Raw genomic sequence first — 16,845 nt, 5'->3', positions numbered from 1 at the left:
GGGGGGGGGGGGGCGGCGCCCCCCCCCCCCCCCCCCCCCCCCCCGCCGGGCGGGTCAGATGCCGGGGAGGCGGCGGGGAGACGGGCGCAGATAGACGGCCCAGGTGACGACGAAGCAGAGTGCGTAGAAGGCGATGAAGACGATGTAGGCGCCGTTGCCGGTCTTGTACGTCAGGAACGACTCGCGGAAGGCCAGGTTCACCAGCACGCCGCCGAAGGCGCCGATCGCGCCGGCGAGCCCGATGAGCGCGCCGGACAGGCGGCGCGCCTCCCGGTTGGCGGCGTCCACGTCCGGGTCGCCGGCGAGGACCGCCTTCGCCCGGAAGATCGCCGGGATCATCTTGTAGGTGGAGCCGTTGCCGATACCGGTGAAGGCGAACAGCAGCAGGAAGCCGACGAGGAACAGGGGCAGCGACTTCGCCAACGACGCCGCGAGCACCAGTCCGGCGCTCGCCGCCATCGCCACGAAGTTCGCGAAGGTCACCCGCGCGCCGCCGAGGCGGTCGGCGAGGATGCCCCCCACCGGCCGGATCAGCGAGCCGACCAGCGGGCCGAGGAACGTCAGGTAGGCGGCCTTGATGGGCGTGGAGAAGTCGGCCTTGAACTGCACCTGGAGCACCTGGCCGAAGGCGAAGCCGAACCCGATGAACGAGCCGAAGGTGCCGATGTAGAGCAGCGACATGACCCAGGTGTGGCCGTCACGGGCGACGTCGCGCATCGCGTGGGTGTCGTTGCGGGCCGAGGAGATGTTGTCCATGAACAGGACCGCGCCCAGCACCGACAGCACGATCAGCGGCAGGTAGATCGCCAGGATCAGCCGCGGGTGCTCCTTGCCCGCCGTCGCCAGCACCAGCAGCCCGACCAGCTGGACGGCCGCGACGCCGAGGTTGCCGCCGCCGGCGTTCAGGCCGAGCGCGCGGCCCTTGAACCGGTCGGGGTAGAACGTGTTGATGTTGGCCATGGAGGAGGCGAAGTTGCCACCGCCGACGCCGGCGATCGCGGCCGTGATCAACAGGGTGGTGTAGCTGACGCCGGGCTTCAGAATGACCGCGGTGACCGCGAGCGGCACCAGCAGCATCACCGCGGAGACGATCGTCCAGTTGCGGCCACCGAACTTCGCGACGGCGAACGTGTACGGCAGCCGAAGCGTCGCGCCGGTCAGCGTCGGGACGGTGGTGAGCAGGAACTTGCCGGCCGGGTCGATGTGGTACTTGGGGCCGAGGAAAAGGACGATGACTGACCACAGGCTCCAGATTGAGAAGCCGATGTGCTCGGAGAAAATCGAGAAGACCAGGTTTCGACGGGCGATGCGCGCCCCGGTGTTCTCCCAGAACACCGGGTCCTCCGGCCGCCAGTCGTCGATCCACCGGCCCGATTTGGCCGGCGCGGCCACCCCGTCTACCGGCCGGAAACCTTCCGCCGTCGTACTCATGTCATTTCCCTTCGCCGCGCCCGGGGCCCTGCGGGCGGGCAAGAGAATTTCACGCCGCCGCCGGCCCGGCCCGATGCTGGGTACCGGGTCCGACATGAAAGTAGGAAGCCGCCGTTACGGCGGCGGCCTCCGGCGGTGACGATTCTTGATCCTTTCGCTCACGCCGCTCGCGCGGCCGATGTGAGCGGACCGTCGATGCGAAACCGGGCACCGGTGAGCTGGAATGCGTGCCGGCTCGGGCCGGCGCACCGCCGTCCCGAGCACGCGCGGGCGGTCAGCCGGCGGCGAGGCGGTAGCCGCGCTTGAGGACGGTCTCGATGGCCCGGCCGGCCGGGCCCAGCGCCGTCCGCAGCCGGGCGACCGTCATCTCCATCGCGTGCTCGTCGGCGCCGGCGCCCGCGCCGGTGCGGGTGAGCAGCTCGGCGCGGGAGAGCACCCTGCCCGGCCGCTCGGCGAGCGCGACGAGCACCGCCGCCGCCTTCGGCGCGAGCATGACCGTCCGGCCGCCGTCGACGACCACCGCGCAGCCCTGCACCCGCAGCCGGTGCCCGCCGGCGTCGACTTCGCGGGCGCGCCGCGCGGGCAGTTCCTCGCAGACCGTGCGGACCAGCGCGCCGAGCCGGAACCGCTCCGGATGGACGGTCGGGATGCCCAGGAGGCGCAGCGGCCCGGCGCACACCGGCCCGACGCAGGCGGCCAGCACCGGCCCACTCATGGCCTCGACGAGCGCCTCGCGCTGGCCGAGCTCCGTCGCCGTGGCCAGCAGGCTGGCGACCGCGGGGGCGCTGGTGAACGCGAGCGCGTCCACACCGCCGGACACGACCTGCTCGACGAGCTTGCGTACCGGCCGTGAGTCCTCCGGCGGCTCCCAGCGGTAGACCGGGACCTCGACGACATCCGCGCCGGCGGCCCGCAGCCCGTCGATCATGCCCGGCAGTGGCTCGCCGTGCAGCTGGACGGCGATCCGCTTGCCGCGCAGGTCCTGGCCGAGCAGGTGGTCGAGCAGTTCGGCGCCCGACTCGGAGACCGGCGACCAGCACTCCGAAAGACCGGCGGCGCGCACCGCCCCGGTGACCTTCGGGCCGCGGGTGAACAGCCGCGCGGCGGCGAGCCCGCCGGACAGCTCGTCGCCCAGCCCCCAGCCGTGCGCGGCCTCCATCCAGCCGCGGAACCCGATCCCGGTGGTGGCGACCACCGCGTCCAGCGGCGCGGCCAGGCACGCCCTGGTCGCCTCCAGCAGCCGGCCGTCGTCCTCGAGCGGCACGATCCGCAGCGCCGGCGCCTGGACGACCTTGGCGCCGCGCCGTTCCAGCAGGCTGGCGAGCTCGTCGCGGCGGCGGGCGGCGGTCAGGCCGATGGTGAATCCGAGCAGCGGGGGTACCGGGCCGGGATTCGGTTCCGACATGCCGCCTCCCTCGCTGGCCAGGGCGGGGGCGCTGAGTATCCCCGCCATCAGGCGCCTGTTCCCGACCAAGGTGGTCCCGGGCCGATGTATATGACGGGATCTTTCCTGGCCTGGCGTCGCCGGCATCCCTGGGACGCATGACCGGCGCGGGAAGGCGCGTATCGCCCGTCAGACGCCGTCGCTGGCGTCAGTCCCCGCTGGCAATGCGGCCAGCCCGGGCCCGTGCCCCGCCGACGATACCGGCCAGCATCGCCGCGGGCCATGTCCTGTCAATTTCGTCACGGCCTCATCCGGGTAACGCATCGCGCCTCACGGGGACGATCTCGGTTGCCCTCACATCTCCCGGGCCCGCAATGTGCGGACGCCGCCTCACCTGCTTACCGCGCCGCAACAGGACCGAAATATCAATCCGGCCCGGGTATTGCCTCCGGCCCGGCGCGAAAAGTGGCCAGAGCACCCGTGCCCGGAGTCCGTGGCCGATACCAGAACCGCGGGCCGTCTCCCTCCCACCCGCGCCGCGAGGCGTGGCGGGCACTCACGGAGTTTTCCACGCGGCGGTAGGCACACGCCGCCGGGCGCCCCTCGCCTTCGCGCGTGCGTCGCCCCGCCCCGGACGCGGGCTGGCCATGCGCCGCCGGAGCCAGCCTGGCGCGGCCGGGCCCGCCACGCCTGGGCCGCTACGCCTGGGCCTCTACGCCTGGGCCGCTACGCCTCCGGGCGTCCGGGCCGCTCGGGGTGGTGCAGCTGGTCGGTGAGCTCGGTGACGGCGGCGAGCGTCGGCCAGCGCTCGGCGACGCGGTCGTGAAGGCTGCGCACCTGGTTCATGACCCGGCGGGAGCCGGTGGCCCGGGCGATCGCCGCGGCGTCCAGGGTGTCCGCGCAGGCCTGTTCCGCCTCGTCGGTGTGGATGTGGGCGACGGCGAGGTGGTAGACGTACTCGGCCGCCCACTCGGCGCGGCGCATCTCCTCCGGCAGGCCGGCGAGACCGGCACTCAGGTCCCCGGCTGCCTGGCGCGCCCGCCGGGGGTCGACGCGTGCCAGGTAACGATGCGCGAGCCCCTCCTGCAGCCGGGCGAACGCCGGCGAGAAGTAGTAGCTCCACGGCGGCGGGCCGTCAGGGAATTCGCTGGCCTTACGCCACAGCTCGCGGGCCTCGCCGAGCTTGCGGTCGGTGGCCCGCGCGTCGCCGGCCATGGCGTGTCCACGGGCCTCCTGCCCGGCGTCGTAGGCGTGCTGGCCGGGATAGACGACCGGGACCCGCTGAGCGGCCTGGGACAGGCCGATGAGCGGGCCGACGGCGCACGCCTCCCAGGCGAGGTGGCCCTTGTAGCTGAGGATGTTCGCGGTCAGGCTCTGGTTGTCCGACTCGGCGGCCCACTCCGCGGCGCGGTCAAGCCAGACCCGGGCCTGCGCGGTCGCGCCGGTGTTGGCGTGCAGCCAGCCGGCGAACTGGGCCCACTGCGCGGCGACGTCGACCATCGCCTGGCGGGCCGGGCCTCGTGCCTCGATCACCAGCGGCATCAGCGCGGCGAGCTGGGCGGTGACCGGGCCGAGCAGTGGCGCCGAGCCGACGGTGTCCTCGACCTCCCGCTGCGCGGCGAGAATCACCGACAGCGCGTCGGCGAGCGGGGCGTCGGCCGCCCTGGCCACCCGGCTGGCCGCGTCGCGCAGCCGGGTGGAGGTGAGCGCCCGGGCGGCCGCCTCCTGCACTCCTGTCGGCGCACCCGTGCCCAGATCGATGTCGGCCGCGGGCCCCAGCACGGTGAGCGCGTCGGACTCGTAGCCGTCCAGCGACACCGGCGGTATGACCATGGTGGACAGCCGGGTCGCCAGCGCCGCGCGCGCGGCGGCGCGCCCGGCCACGTTCGCCCTCGCGGCGGCCCGGCCACTGGCCGGCTCCGACGTGGCGGTGACGGCCCGCGCGAACACGGCCTGGCCGCGGGCTCGCCGGCGCGCGGACGGCTCGTCCGGTGACGGCCGCGAGCCTCGGGCCGGGTCGTCCGCATCCCGCGGCCCCGGTAGGTCGCCTGCGCGGTCCGGCGAGCCCGGCGGCGGGTCGGCCAGATCCGCGAGATCGGCCATGTCGGCGAGCTGGGCCAGCCTGTCCAGATCGGTCAGCCCGCTCAGGCGCGGCCGGCGGGCACCCGCGGGCCCGCGCGGCGCCGGGCGGCCAGTGGCGGCCACCTCGGAAGGCAGCGGCGCGCGGAAGCCCAGCGCGACTTCGGAGGCTCCGTACAACTCGCGGTAGGCCCGCTGGTAGCGCGGCCCTGGATATGACTCCCCGCGCTCGTGCCGGCCAACTGTCTGAAACGTGGCGTTCGGCGGCGTGAAACCCGCGAGCGCCAGATTGCGTATCGCGTCAGCCACCTGGTCGAGCGTGAGCCCGTGGCGTTCCCGGTACCGTCGCAGTCGATCCGGGTCCCAGCAGTGGCGCACACTCGGAGCCATTGGCGTCAGACGCTCCTTCCATGTCCACGCCGAGCATAACGGCCTATGCGGGTAGGCCGATTGGCCCCATCACCTAAAGGTGGTCCAACGGCTAACGGAACGGCTAACGGAACGGCTAATAGGGGATCACTCCCAATGGTTCCCCGCCGGCTCCCCGTCTATCCCGATTAGCCGAACGTGCTGGATCCGCTGCCGTGCGGAGTTGAAGCTACTCACGACGGGCTCGACCGGCACCGCTCCCCGGGGCCGGCCGGACCCGACAATGGTGGGCCGACAGCGTGGTCGGCGCACCGTAAGGCACGGACCGAGCCCCGCCAGATCTCCGCGCCGCAACCGCCCACCCGCGCGGCCTTCCCAGGGCCGCCGCGCCGACGCGCGGGTGGAGGACGGGAGGGCGAGCGGACCCTCTCCGTGCCGCTCGCGACGCCTGACCACTACGGGGGTGCACAACAACATGGCGGAATCGGCGCGGGAAGCGCGCCCGGCCGGCCGCGGTGCTTCGACGAAGCATTGCCACGGCTTATCACCCACCAGGCACCATGAACATGAATGCGACTGGTCATCGAAATGCAAAGCAGGCGGGTATTGCGGCGTACGTGGGTCGACGCGGTCATGGTCGTGACCGACGGCCTGCCCGGCATCCATGCCCAGGTCCGGACAGAGACCGGCTGGGTGGATTTCGCTCTGGTGCCCGAGGGCTTCTCCGTGCCGGACGAGGACGGGCTGATCGTGCTGCGGGCCAGCGCCCCGCCGGTACGCGGCGGCGGGCGGCGGCTCCCGACCGGCGACGGGGAGTTCATCGGCGTCTACGAGCGTGCGCTGGTCCGGGTCGCGGTCCGGTTCGCCGAGGTGAACAACATCGCGGTGGTGCTGCACTGGAGAGGTGTCCCGATGCGCGCGACGGCGGTCGCCGTCGCGGTCGCCGGCTGGCTGCGCGATACCCGCGCGGTGACCGGCCAGCCGGCCGCCGTCGTCACCAGCGCCCAGCGCCCGCGGCCCGAAGGCGGGTTCATCGCCGTGTCGCACGCGGTCCGGCTCGCCGGCGAGCCCCCGGCCAGCATCTGGGAGCTCTGCTCCCGCCGTGCCCCCAGTTCGTCGCCCCAGCCTGTCGGGGACTCCGGTGACGAGCCGCCGCCCGGTCTCACCCCCGCCGACGGCCCCGATGACGCGGCCTGGGTCGCGAGCTGGACCATCCGCCCCCGCCCCGGATCAGGCACCGCCCGCGTCATCCGCCCCCGCCGCCGCCCCGGCCCCGACCCCGGCGAGGAGGAGTGACCGGCGGCCGGTCTCCTCAGACGCCGGAGGCATCCTGACGCCGGGGGCGGGCTTCTCGCCGTGGGGCTGGAATCCCGGCCGGCGGCACCGGTCAGGCGGGAGCCGTGAGGGACTTTTCGAAGAAGTGGGTCGCGAACGGATTGTCGCCGTATCGCGGTGTGCGCAGGTACCCGGCCCGGTCGTACAGCGCGATCGCTTCGACGAGCGTCTCGTTGGTGTCCAGCCGGGAGACGCGGTGGCCGAGCGCCCGGGCCGCGTCCTCCAGATGGCGCAGGAGCCGCGACCCCAGCCCGGCACCCCGCCACCCGTCGTGCACCCACATCCGTTTCATCTCGCCGACGCCGTCGTCGAGCGTGCGCACGCCCCCGCAGGCCACCGGCTCGCCGTCGCTGACCGCCACGAAGAACCCGCCGCGCGGCGGCGCCAGGTCGACGGCGTCCTTCTCCGGCTCGCCCGCCGGGTCGAACCCGAACCGCTGGCCGACCTCGGCGAAGTACCGGCCGACCGCGTCCCGTGCCACCGGCGAGTTCGGCTCGACCTGTTCGAACGTCACCGTGGCCGCCCGTACCAACAGGTCCGCCTCCGCCAGGGCCGTCGCGAGCCGCTCCCGCTGCCGCGCGGACAGCGGCTCGACCAGTTGGCGCGCCCGCGTCTCGGAGCGGTCCTCCAGCTGCTGCCAGCGGCGTCTGCCTTCAGGCGTCAGGTCCACGAGCCGTCGCCGCCGGTCCGCCGGGTCCGGCGTGACCACGGCCAGCCCTTCCTCCTCCAGGCGCCGCAGCAGCCGGCTGAGGTAGCCGGAGTCCAGCCCCAGTCGGGAGCGCAGCGCCTGCGCGGTCGCCGGTTCGGCACCGATCTCGAACAGCAGCCGGGCCGTGCCCAACGGCAGGCCCACCCCGAGGAAGGAGTCCTCCAGCGCGCCGATCCGCTGGGTGTAGGCGCGGTTGAAGCGTCGGATCACAGCGGTCGTCGCGACGTCGGCCATGCTCTCTGACTTTAGTCAGAGAACATGGCCGGGAAAAGCCCGACAGCTCCCGCCAGACGGACGCGCCACGGCCGGATCGCACGGACGCGCCCGGGGCCCGGGCGCCTCATGGGCAGGGCGTGCTCAGATCGCCTTGCCGCACCAGAAGCCGTTCGTGCCGCCACCGGCGGGTAGCACCGGCTCGAACTTCGTCCCCGACGCGTCGGCCTTGACGAAGGCGAAGCACGTGGCCGGCGCGGTCGGCGCGGAGAGGTTGGACGGCGCGATCAGGCCGCCGGCGTCGTAGTTCGTCACCTGGCGCAGGTTCGTGATGAAAGCATCGCGGGTCGGGCAGGCGCCGGCGAGATCGAGACCGTGCAGCATCTCGTCGGTCGAGACGTAGGCGGAGAGCGCGGCCTCCTGGTCGGCGTCCTCGAGCTCGGGCGAGTAGGTGGTCATCGCGGTGTGGTAGGTGCGCATGACGGCGGAATTCGCCTCGAAAGGGGTGTAACGGACGAGGACGGACATGCCGGCCATGTCCGCGCCCCGTTCGGCGAGCAGGTCCTTCTCGTAGCCCGCGGCACTCAGCGCGACGTTGAGCCGCACCCCGGCGGCCTTGGCCGCCGCGTAGATGTCAGCGAAGTCCTCGGGCCGCAGGGCGCCGACCAACGTGTCGGCCCCACTCCTGCGGAGCCCGTCGACGACGTGGGCCGGGGTGGAGGCGCCGGCGCTGTAGTCGCCCTCGCCCGCCACCGGGACGCCCTGGCTCTGCAGGCTGGACCTGAACTGGGACACGACGCCGCTCGTGCCCGGCGCGGTCGGGTCGGCCACGACGTAGGCCTTCGTCCCGCCGTTCGCCCGTACGTAGCTGCCGATGGTGTCCGCGGCGGCGTCGCTGCTGAACTGGGAGCTGGAGGAGAACAGGTTCTTGTGCCCGGTCCAGCTCGCGTCGACGGCGACCCCGGCCGCCGGGACGCCCGCCTCGTCCAGCCACTGGACGGATGGCCCGGCGACGAACGACTCCACGATCAGGCCGAAGACCTTCTCGTTGTCGATCAGGATGTGCGCCATGTTGGCGAAGACGGCGGGATTCGACTCGTCGTCCCGCCAGACGACCTCGACCTTGCGGCCGTGGATACCGCCGTTCGCGTTCTGGACGGCGACCCTGGCGTCCACGCCGCTGCGCACGGCCCGGAAGTCCCCGACGAACTCGCTGCCGCTGTCCGGGTAGATGAGGCCGATCTTGACGGTGTCACCCGACACACCCGGTGATGGACAGTCACCGCCAGCGGCGGGCACCGGTCCGGACGACGACGAGGCGCAGCCGGCGAGCACGGCCGGGATTCCCGTCACGACGGCCGCCGCCGCCGCGGCCGCCACGGTCCTGACACGTCCGCGCCGACCCATCATGACGATCCTCTCCCCCGGCCACCCAGCACAGAATGTGATTCCGAATGATCACTCCGCGAACGCTACCTGGGTCACCGCGGGATCATTCCCATGGGGTCGCGCCGGCGCCGGCCCCCACGGGCAGCCGAGCGCCCACGCATTTCCCGTCGGAAGGTAAAGAGGGTGTCACTCTTTGCATATCATGAGCGCCCAAAGAAGAACAACAGTCACGGGGCGGCACGGAACACGCCGTTACGTAGGCGCCTTTCTCGCAAGGTAGTGGGCTCGACCTCGGCCACCGGTTTTCCGGTCGGACGCACACGTCGTGACCTTCTTCACACTCCGTGACTATTTTCACGCGCAAACCAGCCGGGCCGAGCGGACGGCCAAAGCCCGGCCCACGGGCTGGTCAAAGGACCGTGCCGGCCCGCCGGCAATCGCGGAGACGGCGGGCGCAACGGGAACAGCGGGAGCCGAGTCTGGTCCCCGTCAGCCGGAACCGGACGGGCAGAACTGCTCCGGTGGCGGCGAGTCACCCGCGGCCACCGCGGGATAGGAACGCAGGCGGACGTTGTCGAGACCGGCGAGGATCCTGTCCAGACGGGCGGGATTGGCGACGAACTCGGTCACGCCCTGGTAGAAGGCGGTCCGCATCGCGGCGGGCATCGCGTCGGAGGCGTCGAAGACGACGTCCGCGCAGGCCGTGTCCTCGACGGAGCGCGCCAGCGCGCGCAGCGCGTCATCCGGGTAGGCGGTCGCCGTCACCGCGTTGTTGGGCGAGATCGTGCCGCCGGCGCGGGCCCAGATCTCCTGGGCCTGAGTTCCGGTCAGGTAGTTCGCGAGCCGCCGCGCCGCGGGCGTGTCGTGGAACATCGCCAGGACGTCACCGGCGATGATGATCCGCCGGTCGCCGCTGGCGGCCGGGAAGTCGAAATACCGAGCATCCGTCGCCGGCTGGCCGGCGCTGTCGCGGTATACACCGGCGGCGAACGAGCCGGCCTGGTGCAGGTAGCAGCCGGGCCGCCGGTCGAACATGGCGGCGCCGGGGTCGAGGAAGCCGGACAGCAGGGCGCCGGCCGGCCCGTCCCGCACCATGGCGGGCGCGACGAGCTTCCCCCAGGTCTCCCAGGCCTTACGCACGGTGGGACTCGTCCAGGCAAGATCGCCGTTCGCCCAGCTCCGGTAGTCCTCGGCGGTGGCCTGGTGGAGCAGGATGTCCTCGATCCAGTCGGTGCCGGGCCAGCCCGAGTCCGAGCTGGAGCGCATCCCCAGGCACCACGGCGGCGTACCCGTGGCGGCGATCTCCTGGCTGGTGGCGACGAGCTCGTCCAGGGTGGACGGGACGGGCCAGGAGTAGTGCGCGCCCGAGTACCAGACGAGGCTCTTGCGCGTCCCCTTGACGACGAGGCCGTACTCGCGGTCGCGCCCGTCCGCGCCGGGGACCTTCCCGACGCCGAGCCAGGTCGGGCCGTACTCCCGCTGGATCCTGGCCAGGTCGACCGCGCCGGAACCGTCGTCGAGCGCGACCAGCTGGCCGCCGCGTGCGTACTGCTCGAGGTCGCCGAGGCTCGGCATCAGCGCGAGGTCCGGCATGTCCCCGCTCTGGACCCGCCCGGCCAGCACCGCCTCGAAGTCACGCGTGCCCTCGAACCGCACGTCGATCCCGGTCTGCCGCTCGAACGGCCGCAGGACGTCGGCGAACCTCGCCTGCTCGTCGTCGGTCCAGGTGCCGAGCACGGAGACGGACTGCCGCGAGGAGACTCCGCCGCAGGCGACGGCGCCGAGGCCGAGCACGGCGACGGCGGACAGCATGGCTAGGACACGCCCGGGCGAACCCATGATCAGCTCCCGTACTCCCGGATGCGCGGCCAGAACGCGTAGGCGCCGAGGGCCAGCAGGGCGAGGGTGCCCGCGGTCATCGCCCACGGAAGGCCTACTCCGGGGATCGCGTCGTCGAGGGCGTCGTCCAGCGTCGTGGTCCGCTCGCCGACGAGCACACCGAGCCGCGCGTCGCGTGCCTGGTACACGGCGGCGGGACCGCCGCCGCCGCCGCCGTCGGCCTGACCCGCGGCCGGGAGGCCGGCCTGCCCACCGCAGCCGTCCGCCACGGCCACGTCGTCCTGACCGTTCTGGTCGTTCTGGATGTCGGTCGCGGTGGGCAGCACCGCGCCGCGGGCGAGGCCCGGGGCCAACTCGCCGAAGGTCCGGTCCTGTTCGATGATCGCCGCCGCCTCGCGTGCCTGCCACAGGCAGGCCACCGCCGTCGTCTCCCGGACGCCGCGGTCGATGTCGTGGCTGGTTCGCAGCGTGAGGGCCGTCAGGCCGCCGGCGAGGAGCACCAGGACGACCGCTGCCCCGAGCAGCCCGAGGCTCATGGCGCGGTGGAACCGATGGCGCAGGAACACCTGGGCGTAGACGAGCAGGGCCAGCAGCGCGACGGCGGCGGCGAGGTGGCCGCCGAGCAGCGCCCAGGGCGCCGTCCCCTCGTCCGGCAGGTTCGCGCTGTTGCGCGCCTGGAACGCCGCGACCGTCGCCAGGATGCCGGTCGGCTCACGCATGAGGTCCGAGGCGTACACCAGGTAGACCCCCGTGAGGCCCACGCTCGCGGCCGTGGACCCGGCTGAAGCGCTGGCATCGGTACCGGCGCCGGCACCGTTGTCGGCGCCCGGAGGCGTGGAGGGGGTGCCGTCGTCGTTGGCGTTCGCGGCGATGTAGACGTCACCCTGGTAGACGACGAGCAGGCCGTTGTTGACGGCCTGGATCTGCGCCCGGTCGGCCTCGCCGGCGGTGGAGTTGTCGGCCGCCCGCGCGAGCGCCTGGCCGGCCGTCTTGATGTCCTCCTGGAACTGCGCGGTGGGCGGGCCCCACGACCCTGGCGGGAGCAGGCTCTGCGCGGCGACCAGGTCGGCGTCGGCCAGCAGGGCGCGGGCCCGGACGGCGTCCACCACCGTGGGCGACGTCCGGTCGGCGAGGGTGACCGCCGTGTGGCGCTGGCTCAGGACCGTCGCCACCGCCGTCGCCCCGACGGCCAGCGTGGCGAGCACGACCAGCCCGGCGAGCAGCAGCAGGCGGCCCGGCGTGGAGGTCTCCCTGGCGCGTCCGCGCAGCCAGCCGCGTCCCGGTCTCGCCCTCATCAACATCCGCGGCAGCCTTCCTGAGCGCCGCCGGCGTGGCGACGCCCGCCCGCCCGCGCCGGCCCAGCGGTCCCGGCCCGATCAGCCCAGTCAGCCCGGTCGGTCCGGTCGGCTGGATCGGCCCGGACCAGGACGCCGCGGACGGGGAATGTGGCGTCGGTCGCGGCGTCGGCGGGAGCCGGCGCGCTGGCGGGCCGCACGCGAGCGGGCGGTGGTGATAACCCGGGTGCTGGGAGGCCGACGCTCATGTCTGCCCGCTACCGGCCGAGCGTCCGAGGGATCGCAGCCCCATTGCTGCCGGACCCGGTCATGGACTGCGATTCTAGATCGAATCCGACGGGCTCCGCGACCGGCAGCAAGCGACGCGTAGCCGACAGCAGGCGGCCACGGCCCGGTGCTAGGGTGCCCCGCTGCGCGTTCAGCCGCTTCATCCGCATGGGTGACGCCATCCCCCGCGGCGGCCCGCCCAGTGCGCCTCGGCCCGCGATCAGTAACGCGGCTCCACATAGGGGTGGACGTAGAAGCCGTCGTAGAAGGGCGTGAACCAGGCGTTGATGGGTGCCGCTCCGGGGTGGGCGGCGTAGTCGACGGCGGCGGGCTCGTCGTAGAGACGGAGATGGGCGTTGTTCTCGAACGCCGTCTCCTGGAAGTACTGGTAGCGAGCCCGCGGGTCGTCGTCGAGGCGGTACAGACGCAGCAGGCCCGCGGCCTCCTCCACCGCCAGGTATAGCGCGAGCTGCTCGGCGAGGCAGGCCATCGGGATCCAGTCCGGCTCCGCCAGCCGGCCGGTGACGGTGATCGTCGCGACCAGGAGCTTCTTGCCGAAGGCGACGGTGTAGTGGTCGTCATAGGTCGGCGGCAGGCGGTCCAGCGCGGCGAGGGTGTAGCCCTTCACCGCGGCGTCGTAGGCGGTCGCGGCGCCCGCGGACAGCAGGGTCGCGATGTCGTCGACCAGGTGGTCGACGAACGACGCACAGCCCTCGATGAGCGCGCCGGCGGCCACCAGCGCCCGGTCCCCCTCGCTGCCGGGAGCCGGGTCGCGTACCGCGCGAGGCCCGTCGTTCTCGCCCGCGAACGTGTCGACGTCGAAGGCACGCAGCCCGCGCGCGGCCCCTCGCATCCGCGCCGCCGCCGCGGCCCGCGCCTCGGCGTCCACCGCCACCTCCTGCCCCACGTCGCCGCTCCCCTCCCCAGCCGGGCACCCCGCATCGCGTACCACAACTCGGCAGCAACCATAGCGATACCGACGAATCCATGGGCGGAGTGCGCCGCGCGCAGCAGCCAGCCAGGAGACCGGACCGGCGCCAACGGCGACCGACCACACTCGGTAGCGGCAAAACGGGCAAGATCCAGCCATCCACACCTCACGGCCGCTCAACTATCCCGCCGGACGCCCGCCGGAGACTGCTCGACCACCCCTCACGGCCGCACGCTGAATGCTCATCTATCTGCGATTCCACAGTCGGGTTGTAGGGAACGCACGAACTTGGCCACTGCCGGTGTCAGTTGGCCAGTGGATGGCCATGTCGGAGGTAGTTGGCCAGCCGGATGCTGGTTTCGGGAGGTCGCGGCTCGCGCTTGACCTTGACGTTTACGTCAACCTCTAGCGTTCGCTGGCATGAACACGCCCCCACGCACAGGCCGAGAAGTTCGACTCGCCGCCCGTCCGGTCGGCATGCCCGCCCCCGGCGATCTCGTCCTTGCCGCAGCCGCGGTTCCGGAACCAGCCGCGGGAGAGGTGCTGGTGCGGAACCTCTTCCTGTCCCTCGACGCGGGGACGCGGATCCGGATGAGCGATGTCGGCGTGCCGATCCCCCTCATCGCGGTGGGCGAGGTGATGACCGGCGACGCTGTCGGCCGTGTGATCGCAAGCGCGAGTCCCGACCTCGCGGTCGGTGACCTGGTGCGACACGCGCTGGGCTGGAGGGAATTCGCACTGGCGAACGCGGATCGGTTCCACAAGGTAGACGGTCAGGCTTTTCCCACGCAGTCAGCGCACCTCGCCCCCGCCCTCACTGCCTGGGCCGGACTGGTGGACGTCGCCAGATTGACCACGGGTGAGACCGTCTTCGTGTCCGGCGCGGCCGGCGCGGTCGGTGGTCTGGTCGGCCAGATCGCACGCTTGAAGGGCGCCGCTCGGGTGGTCGGCAGCGCGGGATCGCCGGCCAAGGTGGCCCACCTGACCGGCGTGCTCGGCTTCGACGCCGCCTTCGATTACCACGACGGCTCGCCCGCGGACCAGCTGCGCAAGATCGTGCCGGGCGGCGTCGACGTGTACTTCGACAACGCCGGCGGCGCGCAGCTCGAGGCGGCGATCGAGGTCATGAACCCGCACGGCCGGATCGTCCTGTGCGGCGCGCTCGCCTCGCAGAACGGCGCGGCGCGCTCGTCCGGGCCGGCCAATCTGATCCTCGCCATCGCCAAGCGCCTGACGCTGCGGGGATTTCTCACCAGCGACCACCTTCACCGGGCACCGACGGTCCAGGCGGAGATGTCCGCGTGGCTACGCGCCGGACGTCTTCACCTCGACGAGAGCATCGTCGACAGTTTGGACAACGCTCCGGCCGCGTTCGTCGACATGCTCCGCGGCGCCTACACCGGCAAGGTGATCATCCGCCTCGCTCCGTAAGCGCGAGCCCTATCGTGACGCTCGGGAGGTGGGATCATGTTGATCGGCGAGCTGGCCGCGGTCACGGGAACGACCACCCGGGCACTTCGCTACTACGAGGAACAGGGGCTGTTACGCCCCCGTCGTACCCAGAGCGACTACCGGGTCTACGAGGACGACGACGTCACTCGGGTGGACAACATAAGATCACTCCTCGCGGTTGGGTTCATGCTGGAGGACATCCGATCCTTCCTCGCGTTCCTGAACCGCCCGCTGCCCGACCGGTTCCGTCCAGCACCCATGTGCGACGACGCGCTCGCGGTCGCCGCCCGGCGGCTTGCGACACTGGATGAGCGCATCACGGCGCTGGCGCGGCTGCGTGACCAGCTGGCCCTTCGACTCCCGGAACTGACTGGCCAAGTCGACCAGACGGGGCGGTCAACCCACGACCACGAAAAAGTGGCCAGGTAGCCTCGGAGCCGGTACGGGCGTCATCCGGTGGAGGCTTACGTCTGCTGCGGGCGGCGGGCCAGCAGCTGTGCCTGTCGGCCTCGTTCTTCGTCCGTCGGTGCTCGCACCAGCTGGGCGACCTCGACCAGCCCTGCCTGCCGTGCCAGCTCGGTGAGGTGGTCGGGTGGCCAGCGGTAGGCGCCGGTGACCCGGTGGTCGTAGGCGTGTACTCCGGCTGCGGGCTCGTCGGTGGCCAGGAAACCGAGCAGCAGGTGGCCGCCGGGTGCAAGGACGCGGTGGATCTCGGCGAGGATGGCGGGGATGTCGGCGGGTGGGATGTGGATGAGCGAGTAGCGGCACAGGGCGCCGCTGAGGATGCCGTCCGGCAGGTCCAGCGCGGTCATCGTGCCCACCTCGAAGCGCAGCTGTGGATGTGAGCGTCGAGCGATGGCGATCATCTCCGGCGACAGGTCCACACCGAACGCGTCCAGCCCCGAGCGGTGCAGGTGGGCCGTCGCGTAGCCGGGCCCGCAGCCAAGGTCGGCGACCGGGCCGGGCAGGGGGCGCGTGAGGTCGGCGAACGCGGACAGCAGCGCACGCTCCAGCGGCTGACGGTCGAGCACGTCGGCGAAAAGCTCCGCATACACCTCGGCCACGCCGTCATACGCCGCCGCGACGGTCGCCAGATAGTTCGGGGCAGACTCGGCCATGGCCGATCATCCTAGGCGTGGGCGTGCCTGGGCTGGCCAACTGCGGTGGCCAGCCGGTGCGCTGGCGCTGGCCAACCGCGATCTGCCAGCTCGGAGTGGCCAAGTAGATCCGTTTCCTACATCGGGTGTAGAGATCACGGATAGATGAGCAATCGGCCTCGTAGTTGAGCACTACATGAGCAGCAGGCCGCAGGCTGGTGAGCAGTCACGTTCTGTGGCGGTCGAGGTGCGGACTCAGTGCGGCCCGCTGGCATCGCAGGCCTATCGGGCACAAGCCGCGCTCCACCACGGCCGGCCCGCCGTGATCAAGGCGACACGTCAGGCCGGCCGCAGCAGTCAGGACCAAGGCACCGACGGATACGGATAGCGGCTCCGGTCCTCAGCCCACACGCCCGGACCCCTCGCTCTCCGGCCCCTCCTGCGGGCCAGGCACCTCCCAGATGTCCAGCCGCACCCGCCTGCCGGTCAGTTCCTCCATCTCGCCGCGGAGCCGGTCGGCCTCCGCCCCGCGTTGACCAGCCAGCAAGATCGGCCGGGCGGCGCGGATATCGACCCGCAGCCGATCCGCGGCCCGGCCGACCTCCACCGCCGACAACCCGACCGCCCGTTCTATGCCCCGCTGCACCGCACCGCGGATCGCGGCGTCCTCCGCAGCCTCCGCCTCGGCGCGCAGCTCCTGGTCCGTCACGATCTTCGAGCCAGCGGCGACCCGCGCTTCCTCGAACCCGGCCACCTCGATCTGGTCCGCCAGCAGCCGGCCCGCCATCTCCCTGCGCCCCTGCTCATCAGCCGCGGCGTACGCCCAGCCCGCCTCGGCGGTCAGCTCCAGATCTACATGCGGACTCAGGTACACCCGCAGCACCACCGGCGGCTGGCCAGGATCACGCCCGGCGATCACCATCCGGCGGGCGACGGTGTACTTCTCCCCGGTCTCGGCCATCCGGGCCCGGATCTGCTTCTTGAACGCGCTGTCGTCAGTCACGCCAGGTCCCTCGCGGCGATGCTGCCCCGCGCCCTGATCGCCTGGCTCGGCA

General features: G+C 72.4%; 13 protein-coding genes. 3 read left to right on the top strand and 10 right to left on the bottom strand.

The genetic code is table 11. The annotated features are described in order from the left end of the window. Positions 1-54: 54 nt before the first annotated feature. The 3 genes from QOZ89_RS24795 to QOZ89_RS24785 all read right to left on the bottom strand — a co-directional run bounded on the left by QOZ89_RS24795 (position 55) and on the right by QOZ89_RS24785 (position 5,284). Entirely contained in the window at positions 55-1,431 is a 1,377-nt protein-coding gene (locus QOZ89_RS24795) for an MFS transporter (protein WP_071053538.1), read from the bottom strand. A gap of 274 nt (positions 1,432-1,705) precedes the next feature. Then, complete coding sequence (locus tag QOZ89_RS24790; protein WP_071053537.1) at positions 1,706-2,836, bottom strand: uroporphyrinogen-III synthase; 1,131 nt, start codon at positions 2,834-2,836, stop codon at positions 1,706-1,708. Positions 2,837-3,541: 705 nt separating this feature from the next. Then, a complete protein-coding gene (locus QOZ89_RS24785; protein WP_071053536.1) occupies positions 3,542-5,284 on the bottom strand; it encodes a helix-turn-helix domain-containing protein in 1,743 nt (580 codons plus the stop codon). A 585-nt stretch (positions 5,285-5,869) separates the two neighbouring features. Here QOZ89_RS24785 and QOZ89_RS24780 point away from each other — a divergent pair. After that, positions 5,870-6,559, top strand: a complete 690-nt coding sequence (locus tag QOZ89_RS24780) for a hypothetical protein (RefSeq protein WP_131804201.1) — start codon at positions 5,870-5,872, stop codon at positions 6,557-6,559. 91 nt (positions 6,560-6,650) lie between these two features. Here QOZ89_RS24780 and QOZ89_RS24775 read toward each other — a convergent pair whose 3' ends face one another. From QOZ89_RS24775 to QOZ89_RS24755, 5 genes are all read right to left on the bottom strand, one after another. Then, positions 6,651-7,541 carry a bifunctional helix-turn-helix transcriptional regulator/GNAT family N-acetyltransferase gene (locus QOZ89_RS24775; protein ID WP_071053534.1) on the bottom strand — a complete coding sequence of 297 codons (891 nt, stop codon included), beginning with the start codon at positions 7,539-7,541 and terminating at the stop codon, positions 6,651-6,653. Between the two features lie 123 nt (positions 7,542-7,664). Then, entirely contained in the window at positions 7,665-8,900 is a 1,236-nt protein-coding gene (locus tag QOZ89_RS24770) for an ABC transporter substrate-binding protein (RefSeq protein ID WP_241842346.1), read from the bottom strand. Between the two features lie 498 nt (positions 8,901-9,398). Next, positions 9,399-10,748, bottom strand: a complete 1,350-nt coding sequence (locus tag QOZ89_RS24765) for an ABC transporter substrate-binding protein (protein ID WP_083419913.1) — start codon at positions 10,746-10,748, stop codon at positions 9,399-9,401. A 2-nt stretch (positions 10,749-10,750) separates the two neighbouring features. Beyond that, a complete protein-coding gene (locus QOZ89_RS24760; RefSeq protein ID WP_312625578.1) occupies positions 10,751-12,043 on the bottom strand; it encodes a GlnX family signal transduction membrane protein in 1,293 nt (430 codons plus the stop codon). A gap of 487 nt (positions 12,044-12,530) precedes the next feature. Next, positions 12,531-13,217 carry a hypothetical protein gene (locus QOZ89_RS24755; protein WP_312625576.1) on the bottom strand — a complete coding sequence of 229 codons (687 nt, stop codon included), beginning with the start codon at positions 13,215-13,217 and terminating at the stop codon, positions 12,531-12,533. Between the two features lie 444 nt (positions 13,218-13,661). Here QOZ89_RS24755 and QOZ89_RS24750 point away from each other — a divergent pair, with 444 nt between their 5' ends. Both QOZ89_RS24750 and QOZ89_RS24745 read left to right on the top strand, forming a co-directional pair. Then, positions 13,662-14,672, top strand: a complete 1,011-nt coding sequence (locus tag QOZ89_RS24750; RefSeq protein ID WP_071053529.1) for an NADP-dependent oxidoreductase — start codon at positions 13,662-13,664, stop codon at positions 14,670-14,672. A gap of 36 nt (positions 14,673-14,708) precedes the next feature. Further along, the gene (locus QOZ89_RS24745; RefSeq protein ID WP_071053528.1) at positions 14,709-15,122 is read left to right on the top strand and encodes a MerR family transcriptional regulator; all 414 of its coding nucleotides are present in this window, start codon (positions 14,709-14,711) and stop codon (positions 15,120-15,122) included. A gap of 35 nt (positions 15,123-15,157) precedes the next feature. Here QOZ89_RS24745 and QOZ89_RS24740 read toward each other — a convergent pair whose 3' ends face one another. Further along, on the bottom strand, positions 15,158-15,811 hold the full coding sequence (locus QOZ89_RS24740; RefSeq protein WP_071053527.1) for a class I SAM-dependent DNA methyltransferase: 654 nt from the start codon (positions 15,809-15,811) through the stop codon (positions 15,158-15,160). 379 nt (positions 15,812-16,190) lie between these two features. Next, positions 16,191-16,793 (bottom strand): KH domain-containing protein, encoded by a 603-nt coding sequence (locus QOZ89_RS24735; protein ID WP_312625571.1) that lies wholly within the window; start codon positions 16,791-16,793, stop codon positions 16,191-16,193. Between the last annotated feature and the right edge of the window lie 52 nt (positions 16,794-16,845).

The sequence above is a fragment of the Pseudofrankia coriaricola genome (assembly GCF_032027725.1).
GTDB lineage: Bacteria > Actinomycetota > Actinomycetes > Frankiales > Frankiaceae > Pseudofrankia.
The sequence above is the reverse complement of the archived record's forward strand: the minus strand, read 5'-3'. Positions and strand labels throughout refer to the sequence as shown.